Annotated in this window: 16 protein-coding genes, 2 tRNA genes and 1 pseudogene; 2 read left to right on the forward strand and 17 right to left on the reverse strand. The window is 70.5% G+C overall.

Annotation, left to right across the window (positions count from 1 at the left end; genetic code table 11):
- Window positions 1–12: 12 nt before the first annotated feature.
- Window positions 13–552, reverse strand: coding sequence for a peptidylprolyl isomerase (locus tag HLB15_RS00340; protein ID WP_171102550.1), 540 nt, complete (start codon window positions 550–552; stop codon window positions 13–15).
- A gap of 123 nt (window positions 553–675) precedes the next feature.
- On the opposite strand from HLB15_RS00340, the gene HLB15_RS00345 reads away from it, so the two are divergent.
- The gene (locus HLB15_RS00345) at window positions 676–1,740 is read left to right on the forward strand and encodes a hypothetical protein (RefSeq protein ID WP_171102552.1); all 1,065 of its coding nucleotides are present in this window, start codon (window positions 676–678) and stop codon (window positions 1,738–1,740) included.
- 79 nt (window positions 1,741–1,819) lie between these two features.
- Here the strand turns inward: HLB15_RS00345 and HLB15_RS00350 are convergent, their stop codons facing one another.
- The 11 genes and pseudogenes from HLB15_RS00350 to gyrB form a co-directional block, all read right to left on the reverse strand.
- Window positions 1,820–2,983 (reverse strand): beta-1,3-glucanase family protein, encoded by a 1,164-nt coding sequence (locus HLB15_RS00350; protein ID WP_171102553.1) that lies wholly within the window; start codon window positions 2,981–2,983, stop codon window positions 1,820–1,822.
- A 258-nt stretch (window positions 2,984–3,241) separates the two neighbouring features.
- Entirely contained in the window at window positions 3,242–4,936 is a 1,695-nt protein-coding gene (locus HLB15_RS00355; protein ID WP_229784922.1) for a CLIPPER-2 domain-containing protein, read from the reverse strand.
- Window positions 4,937–4,976: 40 nt separating this feature from the next.
- A pseudogene (locus HLB15_RS25025) lies at window positions 4,977–5,645 on the reverse strand (CLIPPER-2 domain-containing protein); the annotation flags it as partial.
- Window positions 5,642–6,178, reverse strand: a complete 537-nt coding sequence (locus HLB15_RS00370; RefSeq protein WP_171102557.1) for a CLIPPER-2 domain-containing protein — start codon at window positions 6,176–6,178, stop codon at window positions 5,642–5,644. The gene HLB15_RS00370 and the pseudogene HLB15_RS25025, both read right to left, overlap by 4 nt.
- Before the next feature lie 166 nt (window positions 6,179–6,344).
- Window positions 6,345–6,797 carry a hypothetical protein gene (locus tag HLB15_RS00375; RefSeq protein WP_171102559.1) on the reverse strand — a complete coding sequence of 151 codons (453 nt, stop codon included), beginning with the start codon at window positions 6,795–6,797 and terminating at the stop codon, window positions 6,345–6,347.
- A gap of 171 nt (window positions 6,798–6,968) precedes the next feature.
- Window positions 6,969–7,041 (reverse strand) — tRNA-Ala (locus tag HLB15_RS00380).
- A gap of 12 nt (window positions 7,042–7,053) precedes the next feature.
- Window positions 7,054–7,173, reverse strand: coding sequence for a DLW-39 family protein (locus HLB15_RS23690; RefSeq protein WP_229784923.1), 120 nt, complete (start codon window positions 7,171–7,173; stop codon window positions 7,054–7,056).
- Window positions 7,174–7,208: 35 nt separating this feature from the next.
- Window positions 7,209–7,282, reverse strand: a tRNA-Ile gene (locus HLB15_RS00385).
- Between the two features lie 151 nt (window positions 7,283–7,433).
- Window positions 7,434–8,678, reverse strand: coding sequence for a DUF3566 domain-containing protein (locus tag HLB15_RS24420; protein ID WP_268240986.1), 1,245 nt, complete (start codon window positions 8,676–8,678; stop codon window positions 7,434–7,436).
- Window positions 8,678–11,338, reverse strand: coding sequence for a DNA gyrase subunit A (gene gyrA, locus HLB15_RS00395; protein ID WP_171102561.1), 2,661 nt, complete (start codon window positions 11,336–11,338; stop codon window positions 8,678–8,680). The genes HLB15_RS24420 and gyrA overlap by 1 nt, the downstream gene beginning before the upstream one ends.
- A gap of 88 nt (window positions 11,339–11,426) precedes the next feature.
- Complete coding sequence (gene gyrB / locus HLB15_RS00400) at window positions 11,427–13,493, reverse strand: DNA topoisomerase (ATP-hydrolyzing) subunit B (RefSeq protein WP_171102563.1); 2,067 nt, start codon at window positions 13,491–13,493, stop codon at window positions 11,427–11,429.
- Between the two features lie 557 nt (window positions 13,494–14,050).
- On the opposite strand from gyrB, the gene HLB15_RS00405 reads away from it, so the two are divergent.
- The gene (locus tag HLB15_RS00405) at window positions 14,051–14,674 is read left to right on the forward strand and encodes a hypothetical protein (RefSeq protein ID WP_171102565.1); all 624 of its coding nucleotides are present in this window, start codon (window positions 14,051–14,053) and stop codon (window positions 14,672–14,674) included.
- Between the two features lie 119 nt (window positions 14,675–14,793).
- On the opposite strand, the gene HLB15_RS00410 is transcribed toward HLB15_RS00405, so the two are convergent.
- The 5 genes from HLB15_RS00410 to dnaA form a co-directional block, all read right to left on the reverse strand.
- Window positions 14,794–15,336, reverse strand: a complete 543-nt coding sequence (locus HLB15_RS00410; RefSeq protein ID WP_229784924.1) for a DciA family protein — start codon at window positions 15,334–15,336, stop codon at window positions 14,794–14,796.
- Window positions 15,329–16,567: a DNA replication/repair protein RecF gene (gene recF, locus HLB15_RS00415; RefSeq protein ID WP_171102640.1), complete on the reverse strand. Its 1,239-nt coding sequence runs from the start codon at window positions 16,565–16,567 to the stop codon at window positions 15,329–15,331. Before recF ends, HLB15_RS00410 begins: the two co-directional genes overlap by 8 nt.
- A 28-nt stretch (window positions 16,568–16,595) precedes the next feature.
- On the reverse strand, window positions 16,596–17,492 hold the full coding sequence (gene gnd / locus HLB15_RS00420) for a phosphogluconate dehydrogenase (NAD(+)-dependent, decarboxylating) (RefSeq protein ID WP_171102567.1): 897 nt from the start codon (window positions 17,490–17,492) through the stop codon (window positions 16,596–16,598).
- 144 nt (window positions 17,493–17,636) lie between these two features.
- On the reverse strand, window positions 17,637–18,770 hold the full coding sequence (gene dnaN, locus HLB15_RS00425; RefSeq protein ID WP_171102569.1) for a DNA polymerase III subunit beta: 1,134 nt from the start codon (window positions 18,768–18,770) through the stop codon (window positions 17,637–17,639).
- Between the two features lie 657 nt (window positions 18,771–19,427).
- Window positions 19,428–20,864, reverse strand: a complete 1,437-nt coding sequence (gene dnaA, locus HLB15_RS00430; RefSeq protein ID WP_171102571.1) for a chromosomal replication initiator protein DnaA — start codon at window positions 20,862–20,864, stop codon at window positions 19,428–19,430.
- Window positions 20,865–21,130 lie beyond the last annotated feature (266 nt).

Here is a 21,130-nt window from a genome sequence, read left to right on the forward strand (position 1 = left end):
GTGCACCGGCGCTCAGCGCTCGATCGTGACCGACGTGATCGTGATGTCCTCGACCGGACGGTCGCCCGGACGGGTGCGCGTCGTGCCGATGGTGTCGACGACCTGGCGCGACGCGTCGTCCGCGACCTTGCCGAAGATGGTGTGCTTGCCGTTCAGCCACGGCGTCTCGGCCGTGGTGAGGAAGAACTGCGAGCCGTTGGTGCCCTCGACCTCGCCGGTGACCGGGTTCCGGCGCTTGCCGGCGTTGGCCATCGCGAGCAGGTACTTCTCGGAGAACTGCAGCTCCGGGTGGATCTCGTCGTTGAACGTGTAGCCCGGACCGCCGGTCCCCGTCCCCAGCGGGCAGCCGCCCTGGATCATGAAGTCGTCGATCACGCGGTGGAAGATGAGGCCGTCGTAGAACGGGTCCTTGCGCTCCTCACCTGTCCGCGGGTCCGTCCAGGCCTTCTCACCCATCGCGAGCCCGACGAAGTTCTCGACCGTCTTGGGCGCGTGGTTCGGGAAGAGCTCGATGCGGATGTCACCGGAGGTGGTGTGCAGGATTGCGAACATGTATCAATCCTCCCACGGAGCGGCCCGCTGGTGCTGCACCGCCGCCGTCCGGCCTCGCAAGCAAGCGGGGACGGTGGCAGAGTGGCACCTCGAGGAGTTCTTGAACAGTTCGGGGGAAGCTTCATGACCCGCAAGAAGGTGACCGACCACGTGGACACCAGCAAGATCGACACCGAGAAGGTCAAGGAGAAGGCCGCCGAGGCCACGGCCCTGCTCTCCGACGTCAGCTCCAGGGCCGCGACGCAGGCCGGAACGCTCGCCGCACAGGCCAAGGACCGCGCCACGTACGCGCGGGACTGGGCCCAGCCGCGCGTGAACGACTTCGTCGCCTGGCTCACACCCCGTGCCGAGAAGGCCTGGCAGGACAGCCTCCAGGCGGCGGCGCCGCAGGTCGAGAAGGCAGCGACCAAGGCGGCACCGCTCATCGACACGGCACACGACAAGCTCGTCGAGGACGTGCTCCCCAAGATGGTCGCTGCGTTCAACGTCGCGGCGGCCAACGCGGCGGCGGCACAGGGCAAGGCCTCCCTCGCCGAGAGTGTCACCGACGCGGCGGAGAAGGCCCACCGCAAGGGTTCGCGCAAGGGTTGGGTCGTCGCGCTGGTCGCGGGCGGTGCCGCCGTGGCGGGCTACGTGTTCTGGAAGCGCGCTCAGCCCCAGACCGACCCGTGGGCCGAGCCCTGGGAGCAGGCGGCCGGAGCCGACTACTCCAACGGCACGGCGCGGGCCTCCGGGGTCGGCGCGGCGGCGGGCTCCGCCGTCGCCAAGGGCCGCGAGGCCGGGGCGAAGGCCGCGCAGACGGCCAAGGACCTCGGCGCGCGCGCCTACTCCGCCGCGGGCCCTGCGTTCGAGGCGGCCAAGGAGAAGGCGGGGCCGGTCCTCGACGCCGCCAAGGAGAAGGCCGCGCCGGTCATCGACGCGGCCAAGGCCCGGGTGCAGAAGCCGGGCGACGCGACGGCGGGGTCCGCCGACCTCGCCGGTGAGTCCGGGGCGTCCACGACGGGTGAGCCCGCCGTCAACGCCGCCGGTACGGCTGCACCTGCCGACGCGTCCGGTGCGTCCACCGCCGCCGGCACGAAGAAGCCGGGCGGGAAGAGCCGGTCCGCCGAGACGCCGATCGCCGACGAGGTGGCCGACGCCGCGGCGGACGCGTCGAAGCCGAAGGGCACCGGCGGCAAGCAGGGCTGAGACCGCAGGCAGCGCAGCGCCCGCCCGGCCGGCACCTCGAGTGCCGGCCGGGCGGGCGCGCTGTCGTCCCGGTCGGTGCTCAGCCGCCGATCGGCGTCGCCGCCCCGCTGAACGGGTCGAGCTGGATGAACGCCTCGGCCGGGTCGCCGTCGTGCACGAGCGACTCCTGGTTGACGACGTCGTCGAACGCGAAGGCGTACGCCTTGCCGTCCGCCATCTGCTCGTGGATGAACTTGGCGTAGTAGTTCGTCACGGCATCCTGGTAGAAGCCGGCCGGGTCGTCCGTCGGCTGGGTGGCGCTGTCGAGCAGCGACGACCGGTTGAACCCGGCGCACAGGGTGCGCGCGATCGCGCCGACGTCGTCGTTGGGCGCCGCGAGGTCACCCGCGCAGCCGAAGATCGACTCGCCCGACGGCCTGGGGAACGTCGCCACGACGGCGCCGGACGTGTCCGTGAAGGTCATCGTGTCGCCCGCGACCGTGCCGAAGAACTTCGTCTCCGGCTCGTGGGCGTAGGGCACGACCGTGAGCGTCTCGCTCGAGTACTTCGCCCACACCCGGTCGACGTAGTCGGACAGCACGTCGGCGCCGATCTGGCCGGTCCCCACGGCGTGGCCGGGGGACAGGACGCGCAGGACGTTCCCGTCCGGACCGGTCTGGGCGAGCCCGTCCCAGCCGTCCTGCTGCGAGAGCGCCGAGACGACGTTGTCCCACCCGTCGGGCTTGAGCATGCCGGTGTGCCGCAGCTCGCCACCCGCGGTGCGCAGGCCCGTCTGGTACGGCGCGGAGAAGAAGTCGACCTGCGTGCTGTTGATCCAGAGGCCGGAGTCGTTGAGCGTGTACTCCGTCCAGTTGAACAGGATGTCCCGGTTGGGGTCGTCGGGGTTCTGCACGGCCGGCTGGACGAGCTGACCGTCGTTGACGATCTTGAAGTCGAGCTTGCTGCCGTAGGAGAAGTAGACCCGTCCGGAGAGCTTGGGCATCTGGATGGTCAGGTCCTGCCCGGCGGCGGGGCCCGCGATCGACGCGTCGGGCGCGGGCTCCGGCACGCTGCCCGCGTCCGGCCACGGGTGGAACGTGCCCGCCGCGTCCGCGTACCCGAGCTCGCCGCCCTGCTCGCCGAGCACGTACACGAAGACCTCGTCGCTGCGGCCCGAGTCGTTGCTGATCGTGAGCGGGATGGTGGCAGGGACGGCGGTGGCGGACGGGGTGGCGACCACGGCGGCCGAGACGGCTGCGGTCATGACGGCGACACTGCCGATGATTTTCCTGGTCAGGGACACTCGGTCCTCCTCGAGACGACGAGGGGCCGGTCAGGTGGGTGGTGCTTGCCCCTCGCTCTCGACGATATGGAAGGGGTCCTGCCGTGTCAGTTTTCACCCCCTGATCGGAGGCGAGAACGGCCATGAGCGGGCAAAGATACGTGGTCGCCACGACCCGGAGCTACGTGGTCTCCCGGACCTTCCACCGCCCGGGAGCCGTGGGAACGCTCCCAGCCAGGATCACCGGGCGTTCCGGCGCCACCGCGAACCCCTCACCAGGACGAGCCCGAGCACGACGGCGGCCGCGGCTACGAGGGCCGTGGAGCGACCGTCGAAGCCGGTGGCGGCCAGGTCGTCGTCACGCTCCGTCGTCGAGACGTCCGAGCGCGAGGAGTCGGACCGCGTGGTGTCGTCGTCCGGGTCGACGGCGGCCGCCGTCGCGACGTTCGTCAGCGGCTCGCCCGTCAGGTCGGCGGCCACGACCTCGTACGTCGCGGTGCACGTCACCTCCTCGCCGGGGAGCAGGCGCACGTCCTCGGGGCAGGTCACGGGGGAGAGCGTGCCGCGCCCGGAGAAGTCCTGCTCCTCGACGGTCGGGTTCGTCAGGGTCACGCGGCCGGTGTTCGTCAGGACGAAGGAGTACGTGACGACCTCGCCCGGGCGCGTGACGCGGTCGACGTCAGCCGTCTTGGCGAGGCTCAGCCCCGCCACCGGCGCCTCGGTGATCTCCACCGTGGACGGGTCCGAACCCACCGGGTCGCCCGCCGGGTCGGTGCCGGTGGCGACGGCCGTGTTCTCGACCGATCCCGCGTCCACGTCGTCCTGGGTCACCTCGTACGTCGCCGTGCACGTGACGGACGCGTCCGGCTCGAGCACCACCGGTGCGCCGGGGCAGGTCACCGCGGAGAGAGCACCGGCGCCGGTGAAGCCCGTCTCGGTGACGGTCACGTCGACGAGCGGCACGGTGCCGGTGTTGGTGACCTCGAAGGAGTACGTGACGGTGTCCCCGACCGTCAGGCCCGCACGGTCGGCGGTCTTGACCAGAGTGATCGCCGGGTCGAGGACCCGCACGGTCGCCGACGACTCCGCCGAGCGGACCGGCTCGACGCCTGCCGGCGGCTGCGCCGTCGCCACGGCGGTGTTGTCGACGACCCGTGCCGCGCGGTCGGCCGCGGTGACGGTGTAGGCCGCCACGCAGTCGACGGCGTCGCCCGGCGCCAGCGGCCCCGTGGGGCACACGACGTCGCTGAGCTCGCCGCTCCCGGAGAACTCCACCTCGTCGACGAGCGGGTTCACGACCGTCACGTTGCCCTCGTTCGTCACGCGGAAGGCGTACCGGATCTCGTCGCCCGCCGAGGCCTCGGTCGGGTCGGCCGACTTCACGAGGCCGAGGGCGGGTCGCTGCTCGGCGGTGAGGGTGGCGTCGCTCGGCGCCGTCGAGAGCGGGTCGGTCGCGCCCGCAGGCGTCCCCGACGCGGTGGCCGCGTTGTCGACGGCCCCGGCATCGAGGTCGGCCTGCGTGGTCGTGTAGGTCGCCGTGCAGGTCATCGACTCACCACCGGCGAGGGTGGTCGCGGGACAGTCGACGGCGGAGAGGTCACCGCTGCCGGTGAACAGGGTCTCGTCGACCACGACGTCGCCCAGCGACCGGTTCCCGGTGTTGGTGACCTCGAACGCGTAGGTGACCTCCTGACCGACCGCGGAGTACGTCTCGGTGCTCGCGGACTTCACGAGCGTGAGGCCGGCGGCCGTCTCCGGGATCGTCACGCGCGCCGTCGACTCCTCGGACGTCGTGGGGACACCCACCCGCGGCGTCGCGGTCGCGGTCGCGGCGTTGTCCACCAGGCCCGCGTCGACGTCGGCCTGCGTGAGCGTGTAGCTCGCGGTGCAGTCGACGGCGTCCCCGGGCGCGAGAGGGCCGGCGGGGCAGCTCACCTCGGGGGGTCCCGCCCGTGCCGGTGAACGCCGTCTCCGTCACCTGCGGGTCCGTCAGCGTGACGTTGCCCTGGTTCGTCAGGTGGAACGTGTACTCGACGGAGTCGCCGGCGTTCACCACGGTCTCGGGCTCGACCGACTTCTCGAGGCCGATCGCGGGTTCGGCGACCCCCGGGATCTCGGCGTCGTGCTCGGCGCTGACGGGGTCGCCACCACCGACCGGGGTGCCCGTCGCGACGGCCGCGTTCGTGACCCGTGTCGCATCGACGTCCTCCTGGGTCAGCGTGTAGGTGGCGGTGCAGGTCATCGAGCGCCCGGCCTCCAGCTGCTCGTCCGGGCAGTCGATCGGGGACAGGTCGCCCGACCCCGAGAAGGCCGTCTCCTCGACGGCCACGTCGTCGAGCGGCACGTTGCCGGTGTTGGTCCCGACGAAGTCGTAGGTGATCTCCTGGCCCAGCACGAAGGACGCCTCGTCGTTCGGGGTGGCCACCTTCGCCAGGGAGATGCCGGGCGCGGGTGCGGTGAGCAGCGTCGACGTGGACGACGGGTCGGACGTCACCGGGTCGACGGTGCCCTCGGTGACGCCGGACGCCGTCGCGGTGTTGGCGACCACGCCGTTCGCCAGGTCCTCGGCGGTCACCGTGTAGGGATCGTCGGCGGTGCACGTCACCGTCTCGCCCGGCGCCAGCGTCCCCGCCGGGCACGTCACACCCCGACGAGCGGATCGTCGACGGCGACGTCCACGACGGGCAGCTCGCCCGTGTTGGTGACGTCGAACGTGTACCGGATCTGGTCACCGGCGTCGGGCAGGCCGTTGACGTTCACGTCCTCCGGGCTTCCCGCACGCTTGAGCAGCAGGAGGCTGGTGGGCTTCGCGGTGTTCGTGACCGTGCACGAGACGAGGTCACCGATGCCCACGTGCACGTCCGCCGCGGGGCCGACGCCGAGACCGCTGGGCAGCGTCGGGTCGGTCTCGCCGTTGCGGGTGCACGCCCAGGACGAGTCGTACCGGTCGAGGCTGCCGCTGGTCGCCCGCTCGGAGAACCGGAAGGTCGCGCCGCGGTCCGTCGCGAGGACGGTCTGCCGGCCGGTCGTCGCCGAGGTGCCGGTGGGTCCCGTGGCCGCGGCGAAGAGACGGGTGCCCGCCTCGTCGTGGACGGCTACCTCGAAGGCGTCCCCGGTGAACCGGGACGCGACCTCCTTGGTCAGCTCGACGCGGGAGAGCAGCACTCCGAACGCCACCGCCTGGCGCCCACCACCCACCATGCGCTGGCTGAACGTGGCCGGCGCCTGGCTGGCGACGATCGCGGTCCCGGTCTTGCGGGCGCTGCCCGCGCCCGCGCACGTGACGCTCCGCGTGCCGAGCCCGGTGAAGCCGCCTGCGCACGCGTTGCCGATCCCGGCGTCGTCACCGTCGGCGGTGAGCGAGTAGAGCGGGTCGCTCGAGCTCGGTGATCGTCCCGCTGCCCGACTGGTAGAGCGCGGGCCGCCCGCTCACGCCCGTGTAGGAGCCGTTGCCGAGGTAGGCCGCCGAATAGGTGGGGAAGGTCGCCCCGCTCACGGAACCGCCGGAGGCGACGAGGTCGAACGTCAGCGTGGACCCTCCCGGTAGGGCGACCGACATCGGCTGGCCGCCCGGGCTCGTGGCCTGGGCCGGGTCGTACCCCGTGAAGTCGAACCAGCACAGCGTCGACGCGTACCGCCCGGAGCTCTCGTCCGCCGTGGAACAGCTCGTGTCCGTCGCCGCGGCGGCGGGCCGGGCCGACGAGAGGTACGGGACGACGGACGTGAGGAGCGCCGCCGTGACCAGCACGGCTCCGGCCGCGCGGCTCCGACGGGCACGCTGCTGGTACGTTCCCACGCTCTTCCCCCTGCTTTCGTGGACCGCCCCTGGGGGCTGGCCTCATTTTGAGGGAACGGATTCGAGGCGGCGAGCGGAACCACGGGAATCGTCACCGTGTTGCCCGGTTGCTACCGGAAAATGCCGAAGGCCGTTGAACCGCATACTGCGGGTTCAACGGCCTTCACGGGGTGGAGCCAGCGGGACTCGAACCCGCAACCCCCTGCTTGCAAAGCAGGTGCGCTACCAATTGCGCCATGGCCCCGCTGCGGGGGGCTCAGTCGATGGAGTCGGTGACCTCGGACCAGAGATCGCGTCCCGAGGCGTCCTCGTTCAGCTTGCGCCAGAGGACGTAGCCGGCACCGGCAGCGAGCAGCAGTACGAGCAGCTTCTTCACGGGTTCCTCCTGAGGAGCCTCTGCGGGCCGGGGAGTGGGGCTAGGAGGACTTGAACCTCCGACCTCTTCCTTATCAGGGAAGCGCTCTAACCGTCTGAGCTATAGCCCCGCGCGAGCGTTGTGCACGCTGTCGCGACACTGGAGATTACCCCAGGTCGGGACGATGTCCCAAACCGAAATGGCGGTCTGCGGTGTGACATGCGTCGACCTGTGCGTGACAGCGCACACGAACGCTCGCGGGTGGTGCGTGGACGTGCTGGTCAGTCGTCGGTGAGCGTCAGGTGGACGCCGCCCACCAGCGCTGCCGTGATGTTGTACAGGAACGCCATGATCGTCGCGATCGCGGTGAGCAGCACGATGTTGCAGATGCTGATCAGCGTCGCGAGCGAGATGACGCGGGGGAACTCCACGAACTGCGTGAGGTTCACGTTGCTCTGCGGGCCGACGGCGTCCTCCACGAAGCCCTGCACCGTGGTGAACACGCCGAAACCGTCGAGCACGGACCAGAAGACCGCCGTGGCCACGACCGTCATGATCGCGACGGCGACCGCGAGCAGGAACGCGAGCTTCATGACCGACCACGGGTCGACCCGCGAGATCGCGAGGCGGACGCGGCGCGGGCCGGCGGGCGCGGGCGGCGGCACCTGGGGCGTCGGCACGGACGCCGGGCGGGGGCCCGCCGTCGTGCCCGCGGCGGCAGGGGCCGGGGTGGCGGTACCGCGGACGCCGGCGGCCGTGTAGTGCATCTCCGGCCGCGGGTTGGTCGCGTCCGCGGCGTTCGACGGGGTCGCCGGCGTCTCGTCCGTCCCGATGGACGACACCTTCCGCGCCGCGCTGCGTGCCGCGTCGAGGGCGGCCTGGGCCGCCTTCATCGCGCCGGAGCGGACACCGTCCGTGCCTTCGGCGGGAGCGGGGGGAGCGGGCGGCGCGTCAGGCGCCTGGACCCGGTTCCACGACGTGGTGCCCGCGGGCTCGGCAGACGCGTTCTGCGGGGATGCGGCAGCCGCGGACTGCGCCGACGCGGGAGTGGAGCTCGCGCCGCTCGGCGTCGCGGTGGACACGTCGGTGCGGCCCGCGTCGTAGGCGGCCCGCCAGACGCCCCCGGTGGTGGGGACGGCAGAACCCGGCTCCGGCGGGGCCGGCGGCGGGGAGGCGGTGCCCTTGGCAGCGGTCGGGGCGGCGGGCTTGCCCGGGGAGGCCGGCGCGGCCGGGGCCGACGGTGCGGGCGCCGCAGGCTTGCCCGGGGACGCCGGCTTGCTGTCAGCGGGCGCCTTGGCAGCGGGGGCCGACCCGCCCTTCGACGATGCACCCTCGACGGTGGCCGGCTCAGCCGGCGCGCTCGCACCGTCGGACGACTCCGGCGCAGCCGTGTCCGACTCCTGCGGCTCCGGGGTGGGCTCCGAGGCCTGGGGGCGCGGCACGTCCTTGCGGACCCTCGTGTCGTCCAGGTCCTCGTCGAGGTCGGGCGACGCCGTACGCACGGGCCCGCTCTTGTCACTCGTCATCAGCTGTCCTCGCGTCCGGTGCTGTCCTGCTCAGGGCTGCTCGGAACTTCGTCTGGGGTCGGGATCTCTTCCACGGTAACCCGGTCGGTGGGCTCACCGCCGGAGTTCTCGTCGGCAGCGATCGCGGTCTCGCTGGAGTCCTCGCGCTCCGCGTTCCGCGCGACGGCGATGATCCTGTCGCCCTTGTCCGGCTTTGCGAAGGTTACCCCCTGTGTGTTCCGCCCGGTGAGGTTGACCCCGGCGACCGCGGACCGCACGATCTTGCCGCGCTCCATGATCACAAGGACTTCGTCATCGGTGTGGGTGACGAGAGCCCCCACAAGATCACCCCGAGCCTCGACCAGGTTCGCCACCTTGATGCCGAGCCCACCGCGACCCTGGATGCGGTACTCAGAGATCCGCGTGCGCTTCGCGAAGCCGCCCTCGGTCACGACGAACAGGTCGGCGTCGTCCTCCACGACGTCGGCGGCGAGCAGCTCGTCGTCCTCCCGGAACTTCATGCCGGTGACCCCGGAGGTGGCGCGGCCCAGCGGTCGGATCGACTCGTCGTCGGCGTGGAAGCGGATCGACTGGCCCTTGCGCGAGACGAGGATGAGGTCGTCGTCCGCGTTCACCAGGCGGGCCGAGACGACCTCGTCGGTGTTGCCGTCGGCGTCCTCGCGCAGGTTGATCGCGATGAGTCCACCGGACCGCGGCGAGTTGTACTCGCCCAGGCGCGTCTTCTTGACCAGGCCCCTGCGGGTCGCGAGCACCAGGTAGTCCGCGGCGTCGTAGTCTCGGATGTCGAGCACCTGGGCGATCTTCTCGCCCGGCTGGAACGCGAGCAGGTTGGCGACGTGCTGCCCCTTGGCGTCCCGGCCGCCCTCGGGGAGCTCGTAGCCCTTGGCCCGGTACACGCGGCCGAGGTTGGTGAAGAACAGCATCCAGTGGTGCGTCGTCGTCGTGAAGAAGTGGTCGACGATGTCGTCCTCGCGCAGCTGCGCGCCGCGCACGCCCTTGCCGCCGCGCCGCTGGGAGCGGTAGTTGTCCGTCCGCGTCCGCTTGGCGTAGCCGCCGCGCGTGATCGTGACGACGACGTCCTCCTCGGGGATGAGGTCCTCCATCGACATGTCGCCGTCGTAGGGGAGGATCGTCGTCCGGCGCTCGTCGCCCCAGCGCTCGGTGACGTCGTCGAGCTCGTCGCCGACGATCGTCCGCTGCCGCTCGGGGCGCGCCAGGATGTCCTGGTAGTCGTCGATCTCGGCCTGCAGGCGCGCGTGGTCGTCGAGGATCTTCTGCCGCTCGAGGGCCGCGAGCCGGCGCAGCTGGAGCGCCAGGATCGCGTTGGCCTGCTGCTCGTCGATGTCGAGCAGCTCCATGAGGCCCGTCCGCGCCTGGTCGGCGTCGGGGGAGCGGCGGATCAGGGCGATGACCTCGTCGAGCGCGTCGAGCGCCTTGAGGTAGCCGTCGTAGATGTGGATCTGGCCCTGGGCCTCGGCGAGCAGGTACTCGGTGCGCCGGCGGACGACCTCGATCTGGTGCGTCGTCCAGTGCCGGACGAACGCGTCGATGCTGAGCGTGCGGGGCACGTCGTCGACCAGCGCGAGCATGTTCGCGCTGAAGTTCTCCTGCAGCTGCGTGTGCTTGTAGAGGTTGTTCAGCACGACCTTCGCGACGGCGTCGCGCTTGAGCACGATGACGAGGCGCTGGCCCGTACGGCCCGAGGACTCGTCACGGATGTCGGCGATGCCCTGGATGCGGTTGTCGTTGACGAGGTCCGCGATCTTGGAGGCCAGGTTGTCCGGGTTGACCATGTAGGGCAGCTCGGTGACGACCAGGCAGATCCGGTTCTGGATCTCCTCGACGTTGACGACGGCGCGCATGGTGATCGAGCCGCGGCCCGTGCGGTACGCGTCCTCGATGCCCTTGTGCCCGAGGATCTGCGCGCCGGTCGGGAAGTCCGGGCCCTTGATGCGCTGCAGCAGCGCCTCGAGCAGCTCCTCGCGCGTCGCGTCGGGGTGGGCCAGGTGCCAGCGCACGCCCTCGGCGACCTCGCGCAGGTTGTGCGGCGGGATGTTGGTCGCCATGCCGACCGCGATGCCCGCGGAGCCGTTGATCAGCAGGTTCGGGATGCGGGACGGCAGGACGACGGGCTCCTGCGTGCGGCCGTCGTAGTTGGGCCGGAAGTCGACGGTGCCCCGCTCGATGTCGCGCACCATCTCCAGCGCGAGCGGGGCCATCTTGCACTCGGTGTACCGCGGGGCGGCCGCGGGGTCGTTACCGGGCGCGCCGAAGTTGCCCTGGCCCGCGACCAGCGGGTACCGCAGCACCCAGTCCTGCACCAGGCGCACCAGGGTGTCGTAGATCGCGGTGTCGCCGTGCGGGTGGTACTTACCCATCACGTCGCCCACCACACGCGAGCACTTGGAGAACGCGCGGTCGGGCCGGTACCCGCCGTCGTACATCGCGTAGATCACGCGGCGGTGCACCGGCTTGAGGCCGTCCCGCACGTCGGGCAGCGCGCGGCCCACGATCACGCTCATCGCGTAGTCGAGGTAGGAGCGCTGCATCTCCAGCTGCAGGTCGACCTGCTCGACGCGGCCGTGCTGCACCGCGACGCGCGCCTCCTCTGCAGGCATGCCGTCGTCGGGGCCGTCCACGCCGGGGGTCTCGTCCGTCACCGTCTGTACTTCCTTTCCACGCCGCTGGGCGTGTCACTTCGTCGCACGTCGACATCGTCCGGGGCGGTGCGCCCCGCGCCACGTCGCGTCAGATGTCGAGGAACCGCACGTCCTTGGCGTTGCGCTGGATGAAGGTGCGCCGGGACTCGACGTCCTCGCCCATGAGGACGGAGAAGATCTCGTCCGCGGCGGCCGCGTCGTCCATCGTCACCTGCAGCAGCGTCCGGTGGTCCGGGTCCATGGTGGTGTCCCACAGCTCGGAGTAGTCCATCTCGCCCAGGCCCTTGTAGCGCTGGATGCCGTTCTCCTTGGGGACCCGCTTGCCCTGTGCCGCACCGGCCTCGAGGAACGCGTCGCGCTCCCGGTCCGAGTAGACGTAGTCGTGGGGGGCGTTGGTCCACTTGATCCGGTAGAGCGGCGGCTGCGCCAGGTACACGTGGCCGTGCTCGATGAGCGGGCGCATGTACCGGAACAGCAGCGTGAGCAGCAGGGTGCAGATGTGCTGGCCGTCGACGTCGGCGTCGGCCATGAGCACGATCTTGTGGTAGCGCAGCTTCGAGATGTCGAAGTCCTCGCCGATGCCGGTGCCGAAGGCCGTGATGAGCGCCTGGACCTCGGCGTTGGACAGGGCCTTGTCCAGGCGCGCCCGCTCGACGTTCAGGATCTTCCCGCGCAGCGGCAGGATCGCCTGGTTGTGCGGGTTGCGACCACGCACCGCGGAACCACCGGCCGAGTCACCCTCGACGATGTAGATCTCGCACTCGTCCGGGAACCGCGACTGGCAGTCCTTGAGCTTGCCCGGCATCGCGGCACCGTTCAGCACACCCTTGCGCCGGGTGGCCTCCCGCGCCTTGCGCGCCGCGATCCGGGCCTGCGAGGCCTGCATCGCCTTGCGGATGACGTCGCGCCCCTCGTTCGGGTGGGCGTCGAACCAGTCGGTGAGCTGCTCGCGCACCACGCGCTGCACGAAGGTCTTCGCCTCCGTGTTGCCGAGCTTGGTCTTGGTCTGACCCTCGAACTGCGGCTCGCCGAGCTTCACCGAGATGACGGCGGTCAGGCCCTCGCGGATGTCGTCACCCGTGAGGTTCTCGTCCTTCTCCTTGATGATGCCCTTGTCGCGGGCGTACGTGTTGACCAGCGAGGTCATCGCCGCACGGAAGCCCTCCTCGTGCGTGCCGCCCTCGGTGGTCGAGATGGTGTTCGCGAAGGTGTGCACCGACTCGCTGTACGCGCTGGTCCACTGGAGCGCGATCTCGACGGCGATCTTCCGCTCCGCGTCCTCGCTCTCGAACGAGATGACGTCGGGGTGGATGAGGTCGACGCGCTTCGCCGAGTTGAGGTGGTGCACGTAGTCCATGAGCCCGTCGTCGTACTTGTACGTGACGGTGCGCAGGCCGGTGGACTCCGCCGCCTCGTCGGCTCCCTCGGCGGCCCCCGGGCTCTCGACGCCGTCGGCCGCCGCCTCGGAGTCGGCCCCGGTGACCTCGTCGGTCGCGGTGGCGTGGCCCGCCCGCTCGTCGGTGAGCGTGATCTTCAGGCCCTTGTTGAGGAACGCGTACTGCTGGAACCGGGCGCGGAGCGTCTCGAAGTCGTACTCCGTGGTCTCGAAGATCGAGCCGTCGGCCCAGAACGTCTGGGTCGTGCCGGTACCCTCGCCCTCGGCGAGCGGCTCGAGGCGCTCGACCTCCGTGACGGGGTTGCCACCATCGGTGTACTCCTGGCGCCAGTGGTAGCCGTCGCGCCGCACCTCGGACACGAAGCGCGTGCTCAGCGCGTTCACCACGGACATGCCGACGCCGTGCAGACCGCCCGAGACGGCGTAACCGCCGCCACCGAACTTTCCGCCGGCGTGCAGGATCGTCATGACGACCTCGAGGGTGGGCTTGCCCTCGGTCGGGTGCATCGCGACCGGGATGCCGCGGCCGTCGTCGGTGACGCGCACGCCGCCGTCGGGCAGCAGGCGCACGTCGATCTCGGTGGCGTGGCCCGCGAGGGCCTCGTCCACAGCGTTATCCACAATCTCGTACACAAGGTGGTGGAGCCCGCGTTCGCCGGTCGACCCGATATACATGCCCGGTCGCTTACGAACGGCCTCGAGACCTTCCAGGACGGTGATGTTCCCGGCGTCGTAGCCGCCGTCGATTCGCTCTGTCACGGGCGGGGTTGCTCCTCGTCTTTCAGGCACACGATGCGCACGACGGCGGACGTACCAGCGGCAGCACGAGCGGCGGGGGGTCTGGGGGACCGACCGAGCTCGGTGTCCGGTGCATTGTCCGACGGTTCGTCGGTGCTCAGCGTTCCGGGCCCTCAGGACGGTCCTGGGGACCCGGCGCGGTTGACCCCTCCATACTACCGTCTGAGCGGCGAAAACCCGGGATCCTGGGCCGTTTGCACCCAGTCCTCCACAACCTTTCTCCACAGGGTGATTTCTGAGGTCCTGACCGGGTTCCGCGAGGTTCCCCGCGCGCGCTGACAGCGCTGCCCGGCACCCTCCGGCGCGGGTCGCCCGGACGGTCGTACAGACGTTCGGCGGACCCGCTCCGAGGCATCCGTTGGTGACCGACGAACCATGCGTCCGTCTGCAGAAGGTCAGGCGAATTCCCGATCGAAGCAGACATTTCGTTGATTTACCGTTTTCTGCTCTAATAGCGCCGACCGGTCAACAGCGCGACCTCGCTTCGCGCACCGTCTCTCTCTTCGAAGGGCAACAGAGTGAAGAAGCTTCTTGCCGGCGGAACTCTCGCCGTCCTGACGTTCGGTGGCGTCCTCGCCGGCGCCGCCACGGCCTCCGCGCACACCCCCAAGGTCGCCGCCGACTGCGGCTGGCTCGAGGTGAACCTCCAGGCGTACCGGGGTGCCACGGTCACCGTGACCATCGACGGCGCGGTCGCGCACGAGGAGGAGTTCCAGAGCGGCTTCTCCAAGAAGTTCGAGGGCCTCGCGCAGGACGTCACCCACGACTGGACCGTCACCGTCGACGCCTACGACGGCTACGACGGCACCCAGTACGACTGGGAGGACTCCGGCCAGATCGACCCCTGCGTCGAGCCGGCCCCCGAGCCCTCGCCGAGCGTCCCCGCCGAGCCCGAGCCGAGCGAGCCGCCCGCCACGGAGCCCGAGCCGGAGCCCTCGGACGAGCCGTCCGTCGCCCCGTCCGAGGAGGCCGCGGTGCCCCCGGCCGAGCCGTCGGAGTCGCCCAGCCCCGTCGCCGAGGAGCCCCCGGTGCTCGCCGCGACCGGTGCGACCGTGGGCGGTGCCGTGGCGTTCGCCGCGCTCCTCGCCGCCGGTGGTGTCGCCCTGGTGTGGGCCCGCAAGCGGATGCAGCAGAGCGCCTGAGCAGCTCCTCCCCGCGCTGAGGCGCGGGTGAGCTGAGAAGGGCCCCCGGCTTCGGCCGGGGGCCCTTCGTCGTACCGCGGGTGCGGGGGCGCGGCGCCCCGCTCGGCTGCAGGTGTCGCTCAGCCCCAGGTGTCGCGCGGGCCCGGACCGCGCACGGCCCGGGGGCCCCTCCGGAAGCCCGGGCCCGCCGGGCCGAGCACGGTGACCTCGTCGACGACGCCCTCGCCGATCTCCTCCGCCATGCGCCGCAGGAGCGTCGGCACGAGCAGCCGGAGCTGCGTGGCCCAGGCGGTGGAGTCGGCGCGCACGACGAGCACCTTGTCCTCGAACGTCTCGGGGGCGCAGTGGTCGGCGATCTCCGCCCCCACGACCTCGCGCCACCGGCCCATGACGCCGCCGACCGAGACGTCCTCCGTCCACCCCTTCTCACGCAGGAGCCGTCCGACGAGCGCACCGAGGAGCTGGGGATCGCGGGCGCCCGGCCCGGCACCGCTCGTCCGGGGCTCCGCGAGCGGTGAGCGACGGGCGGGCGATCCCGGGCGCAGGCCGCGGGCGCGCGCGGCCGCCTTCGCGCGGTTGAGCGCCGCCCGCGCGACCTCCGACGGCGGCGTCAGCGCGGGCTCGGAGTTATCCACAGGCGGCTGTGGAGAGTCGTCAGTCACGGGTCACCGTCCCGGGTTCCACGTGAAACCGTACCCCGTCGAGCACTGCGGGCACGTCCTCCGGGACTGCCGCGGTCACCAGCACCTGCCGGGCGGGGAGCACCAGGTCGGCGAGCCGTTCCCTCCGTCGCACGTCGAGCTCGGCGAACACGTCGTCCAGGATGAGGACCGGGTCGGCGTCCGTGCCGAGGTCGGGGTCCCAAAAGGCGGGTGAATCGGCTGAATTCTGCGGATCTCCCCCCAGAAGACGGAAGGACGCGAGCCGCAGGGCGAGCGCGAACGACCAGGACTCGCCGTGACTGGCGTACCCCTTGGCCGGCAGCCCGCCGAGGGTCAGCACGAGGTCGTCGCGATGCGGCCCGACGAGGCTCACGCCCCGCTCCAACTCCTGGGGACGGACCTCTCCGAGCGCCTCGAGCAGCAGGTCGCGGAGGTGTTCCACAGAGACGGAGTTATCCCCAGAACCTGTGGACAACTCCGGTGGACGAGCATCCTGGAGCGCGGGCAGGGACGACCGGTAGTCGATCTCGGCGTCCCCGTCGGCGTCACTCACCTGCGCGTACGCCGCGGCGACCGCCGGGCGGAGCGCGTCGACGAGCTGGAGGCGCAGCGACAGGATCTCCGCGCCCAGCTCGGCGAGCCGTGCGTCCCACACGTCGAGCGTCGCGAGCTCCGCGGCCGCCGCGCTCTCGGTCCGACCCGAACCGCCCGACCGGCGCACCGCTCTGGCCGACTTCAGCAGCGCAGAACGCTGACGCAGGACGCGGTCGTAGTCGGAGAGCATCGCGGACACGCGCGGCATCATGAGCACGAGGAGCTGGTCCATGAACCGCCTGCGCCCGTCCGGGTCGCCCTTGACGAGCGCGAGGTCCTCCGGCGCGAAGAGCACCGTCCGCAGGATCCCCAGCACGTCGCGCGCCCGGACCTGCTGACCACGGTTGATCCGGGCACGGTTCGCGCGGCCCTGCGTGATCTCGAGCTCGACGGTGCTGGCCCGGTCGCCGCGCACGATGCGCGTCCGCACCACCGCTCGCTCGGTGCCTGCCCGGATGAGCGGGGCGTCCGTCGCCACCCGGTGCGACCCGAGCGTCGCGACGTAGCCGATAGCCTCGACGAGGTTCGTCTTGCCGCGGCCGTTCCGCCCGACGAACGCGTTCACACCGGGTTCGAGCTCGAGGTCGGCGGCCGCGTACGACCTGAAGTCGAGCAGCGAGAGGTGGGAGACGTACATCAACAGGTGATCGTACGTGCCCCCGAGGTCAGTCCGCCTTCTTCACCGCGTGGCCGCCGAACTGCTGACGCAGGGCCGCGACGGCCTTCATCGCCGGCGACTGCTCCTGGCGGGACGCGAACCGCGCGAACAGCGCCGCGGAGATCACCGGCAGCGGCACGGCGAGGTCGATGCCCTCGTCCACCGTCCACCGGCCCTCGCCGGAGTCGTCGACCCAGTCGTCCAGCATCGCGAGCTTCGGGTCGTCGGCCAGCGCCTTGACCATGAGGTCGAGGAGCCAGGACCGCACGACGGTACCGCGGCTCCAGGCCTGCACGGTGCCGTGCACGTCGTCGATGAGGTCCGACTTCGCGGCGAGCAGCTCGTAGCCCTCGGCGTACGCCTGCATCAGGCCGTACTCGATACCGTTGTGCACCATCTTGGCGTAGTGGCCGGCACCGACGCCGCCGGCGTGCACGAAGCCCTCCTCGCGGGGACCCTCGGGCCGGAGCGCGTCGAAGACCGGCATGACCGCCTCGACGTCCGCGGCCGACCCGCCCACCATGAGGCCGTAGCCGTTCTCCAGGCCCCACACACCGCCGCTCACGCCGACGTCCAGGTAGCCGACGCCCTTCTCGGCGAACTCGGCGGCCCGCTCCTGGTCCTCGACGTAGTGCGAGTTCCCGCCCTCGATGACGATGTCGCCCTCGGTGAGGATCTCGCGCAGCTCGGCCAGCACGCCGCGAGTCGGCTCGCCCGCAGGCACCATGACCCAGACGACCCGCTTCTCCTGCGGCAGCGCCGCGGCGAGGTCCGCCAGCGACGGCACGTCCGTCACCTCGGGCCGAGGGTCGTACCCCGTGACCTCGATCCCGCCCTTGCGCAGACGGGACCGCATGTTGTTGCCCATCTTCCCCAGGCCGACGAGGCCGATGTGGGTGACCATGTGTTGCTTCCTCCCAGGTCGATCGAACGACGTCGCTCGTGGCGGTCGTCCTCGATGCAGGCTGATCGTCACAGGCTGATCAACCGGTGCAACCTGCGTCCGAAGCCGTCCATTCCGGGCCCGCCGGGCGGCGGGACCGAGCCGTCAGCCGGTGAACCGGATGGGGACCAGCAGGTACCGGTACGACGAGTCGTCCTCGCCGTCCAGGCTGCCCTGGCCGGTGAACTCGACGGGCTTGTTGGGGTGCGTGAACGACAGCCGGACGAAGTCGGTCCCCAGGGCGCCGAGGCCGTCGAGCAGGAACTGCGGGTTGAACGCCACGGCGATGTCCTCACCGACCAGCACGGCCTCCAGGGCCTCGGACGCCTGGGCGTCGTCCCCGTGCCCGGCGTCGAGCACGACCTGGCCGTCGCTGAACGAGAGCCGGATCGGGGTGTTGCGCTCGGCGACGAGGCTCACGCGCTTGGCCGCCTCGATCAGCGGCGCGGTGGCGACGACGGCGTGGATCGGGGTGCTGTCAGGGAACAGCCGGCGCACGGCGGGGTAGTCACCCTCGACGAGCTGCGACGTGGTCTGGCGTCCGCCTGCCTCGAAACCCACAAGGTCGAGGCCCTGGCCTGTGGACAACCCGACGTTCACGAGACCGCCGCCCGACCCCAGCGACTTGGCCACGTCGTTGAGCGTGCGCGCGCGGATGAGGGCCACGGCGGAGTAGCCCGGCGTGGCCGGGGTCCAGGTGAGCTCGCGCAGTGCGAGGCGGTAGCGGTCGGTGGACAGGAGCGTGATGCGCTCGCCCTCGATCTCGACCCGGACGCCGGTGAGGAGCGGCAGGGTGTCGTCACGGCTGGCCGCGACGGTCACCTGCGCGACGGCGTGCGTGAAGGCGTCCCCGGAGACCGTGCCGCTCACCTCGGGGAGACCGGGCAGTGCGGGGTACTCGTCCACAGGCATGGTGAGGAGCGTGAACCGGCTGGCGCCGCACGTGACGACGACCTTGCTGCCCTCGAGCACCACGTCGACCGGCTTGTTGGGCAGCGCGCGGGAGATCTCGGCCAGCAGGCGGCCCGAGACGAGCACCGTGCCAGGCTCGGCGACCTCTGCGGGGATCTCGGACCGCGCCGAGGTCTCGTAGTCGAAGCTCGCGAGGTTGATCACACCCTGGGCGTCGGCCTCGATCCGGACGCCTGCGAGGACGGGAGCCGGCGGACGCGTGGGGAGCGTGCGAGCGGTCCATGTGACGGCATCGGCGAGGACGTCGCGCTCGACCCTGAACTTCATGCCGTTGCATCTCCTCTTGTTCCTGGGTTGTCGAGAGAAACCCTACGCGAGTCGGGGGCCTGGTGGCACTCGAGAGCAGGGGGTGTGGATGGACAACTCCGAGGCACTCGTACTAGTGTTCGAACCGGGTTGAAGCAGCGCGTCGCACCGCCTGATGAAGGCGCTCGACTTCCCTCTGAGAGATAGATGTCGTCGTAGTAGTAGGTGTTGTGGAAACTGGGGATATCCGGTCTTTTCGCAGGTCAGAGGCTGTTTTCTCCTGTGGAGGAGTTGTGGGCGCAGCTGTGCAGTAACTAGGGGCCCCTGTGGAGAGCGATTCTGTACCCACAGGCCGTCCACCGATCTGGGTGTCGTCGCCCACAGAAATTGGGCCGTCATCCACACCCGTCCACAGGCTCGTCCCCAGGCCAGGAACGCCCTCGTCGGCTGTCGCCCTAGTTTCTGCACAGAGTGTGTCCACATGGCTGGGGACAGGCGGGGGTGAACCGCCTGGTTCCGGGGACCCGCATGTGGAAAGCGTTGTGGAGGTGCGGATACGCAACAGCCCTGTGCGCGTCGCGGCTGTGCACAGGGCTGTTGATGAACTGTGGATACAGGTGATTCGGGTGATTTTGCCGGGCCGGCGGCCGTGCGCGGGCGCGGTGCGCGGGTGAGGGGTCAGCCGCGCTGCTGCTGCTTGATCCGGCTCGTGAGCTCGGTGACCTGGTTGTAGGTCGAGCGTCGCTCGGCCATCTGGCCGGCGATCTTCTTGTTCGCGTGCATCACCGTGGTGTGGTCGCGGCCGCCGAACTGTTGGCCGATCTTCGGCAGCGAGAGGTCGGTCAGCTCCCGGCAGAGGTACATGGCGATCTGACGCGCGGTGACGAGCACACGTGACCGTGACGAGCCGCACAGGTCCTCGATGGTGAGGCCGAAGTACGCGGCGGTCTGGGCGATCACGACCGCGGGGGTGATCTCCGCCGTGTCGTCGTCGTCGGTGATGAGGTCCTTGAGGACTATCTCGGCGAGTGCCAGATCGACCTGCTGCCGGTTGAGGTTCGCGAACGCCGTCACCCGGATGAGCGCACCCTCGAGCTCGCGGATGTTGGTCGAGATGCGTGAGCCGATGTAGGAGAGGACGTCCGCCGGCACGTCGAGGTGCTCGCTGGCCGCCTTCTTCCGCATGATGGCGATGCGCGTCTCGAGGTCGGGTGGCTGGACGTCGGTGATCAGTCCCCACTCGAAGCGCGACCGCAGCCGGTCCTCGAAACCGTTGAGCTGCTTGGGCGGGACGTCGGACGTGATGACGACCTGCTTGTTCGCGTTGTGCAGCGCGTTGAAGGTGTGGAAGAACTCCTCCATCGTCTGCTCCTTGCCCTGCAGGAACTGGATGTCGTCGATGAGGAGGACGTCGACGTCGCGGTAGCGGCGCTGGAACGCGCCGGCCTTGCCCTCGCCGATGCTGTTGATGAAGTCGTTGGTGAACTCCTCGGAGTTCACGTACCGCACGCGGATGTGGGGGTACAGGTTGTGGACGTAGTGCCCGATGGCGTGCAGCAGGTGGGTCTTGCCCAGTCCCGAGTCGCCGTAGATGAACAGCGGATTGTACGCCTTGGCCGGCGCCTCGGCCACCGCGACGGCGGCCGCGTGGGCGAAGCGGTTGGACGAGCCGATGACGAACGTCTCGAAGATGTACTTGGGGTTCAGCCGGGTCGGTTCGGCGGACGGCTTCGGGGCCGGCTGCGGAGCGACGGGCATCTGTGCCTGCTCCGGCTCCGGGGGCTCCTGCTCCAGGGAGAGGGTCGCGGGCCCGGAGATCTGCGACGGACCTGCCAACGTGCTGCTGCTCAGCTCAGGGTCTACGGTGATCCCGAAGCGGACATCACGCCCGAGCACCGACGACATCGCGGAGACCAGGTCGTCCCGGACGGCGGTCTCCAAATAGGTCCGGGTCTGCTCGTGCGGGACGGCGATGAAGACCATGTCGTCCAGGACGGCCATCGGCTTGGCCAGGCGGATGAAGGCGAGCTGCCGTGGGCTCATGTCGGGCCGGGCCTCGAGCGCCGTCAGGGTCTGTGCCCAGACGTCGCCGATGTTCTCGTCCGGGTTGGCCACTGGCTTTCCTTCGTCTCGTGCGTGGGTGGAGCGCGCGCTGGGGGTGTCTTGGAGTCTGCCATGATGAAGCACCGTCCACACAGTTGTCCACAGGTTGTGGATTGCGCGGATCACCCCGGAATCAGTGGTACAGGCGCCTGCGCCGCGTCATGTTTCCACGGGCTCGGACGGGCCTGCCGAAGCCGCCGGTGTGGCGCGCACGACACGCGGGATCCTGCCGTTCTGGTTTGACCAGGAGGGCCTCGGCGGCGTAACGTCAGACAGCC

The organism is Promicromonospora citrea, assembly GCF_013004695.1.
In the GTDB taxonomy this organism is placed as follows: domain Bacteria; phylum Actinomycetota; class Actinomycetes; order Actinomycetales; family Cellulomonadaceae; genus Promicromonospora; species Promicromonospora citrea.

Excerpts from the sequence above, each read along its gene's own strand:
- gnd (WP_171102567.1), bottom strand. The coding sequence starts at position 17,492 with ATGGTCACCCACATCGGCCTCGTCGGCCTGGGGAAGATGGGCAACAAC.
- HLB15_RS00340 (WP_171102550.1), bottom strand. The coding sequence starts at position 552 with ATGTTCGCAATCCTGCACACCACCTCCGGTGACATCCGCATCGAGCTC.
- dnaN (WP_171102569.1), bottom strand. The coding sequence starts at position 18,770 with ATGAAGTTCAGGGTCGAGCGCGACGTCCTCGCCGATGCCGTCACATGG.
- recF (WP_171102640.1), bottom strand. The coding sequence starts at position 16,567 with ATGTACGTCTCCCACCTCTCGCTGCTCGACTTCAGGTCGTACGCGGCC.
- HLB15_RS00345 (WP_171102552.1), top strand. The coding sequence starts at position 676 with ATGACCCGCAAGAAGGTGACCGACCACGTGGACACCAGCAAGATCGAC.
- HLB15_RS00350 (WP_171102553.1), bottom strand. The coding sequence starts at position 2,983 with ATGACCGCAGCCGTCTCGGCCGCCGTGGTCGCCACCCCGTCCGCCACC.
- HLB15_RS24420 (WP_268240986.1), bottom strand. The coding sequence starts at position 8,678 with ATGACGAGTGACAAGAGCGGGCCCGTGCGTACGGCGTCGCCCGACCTC.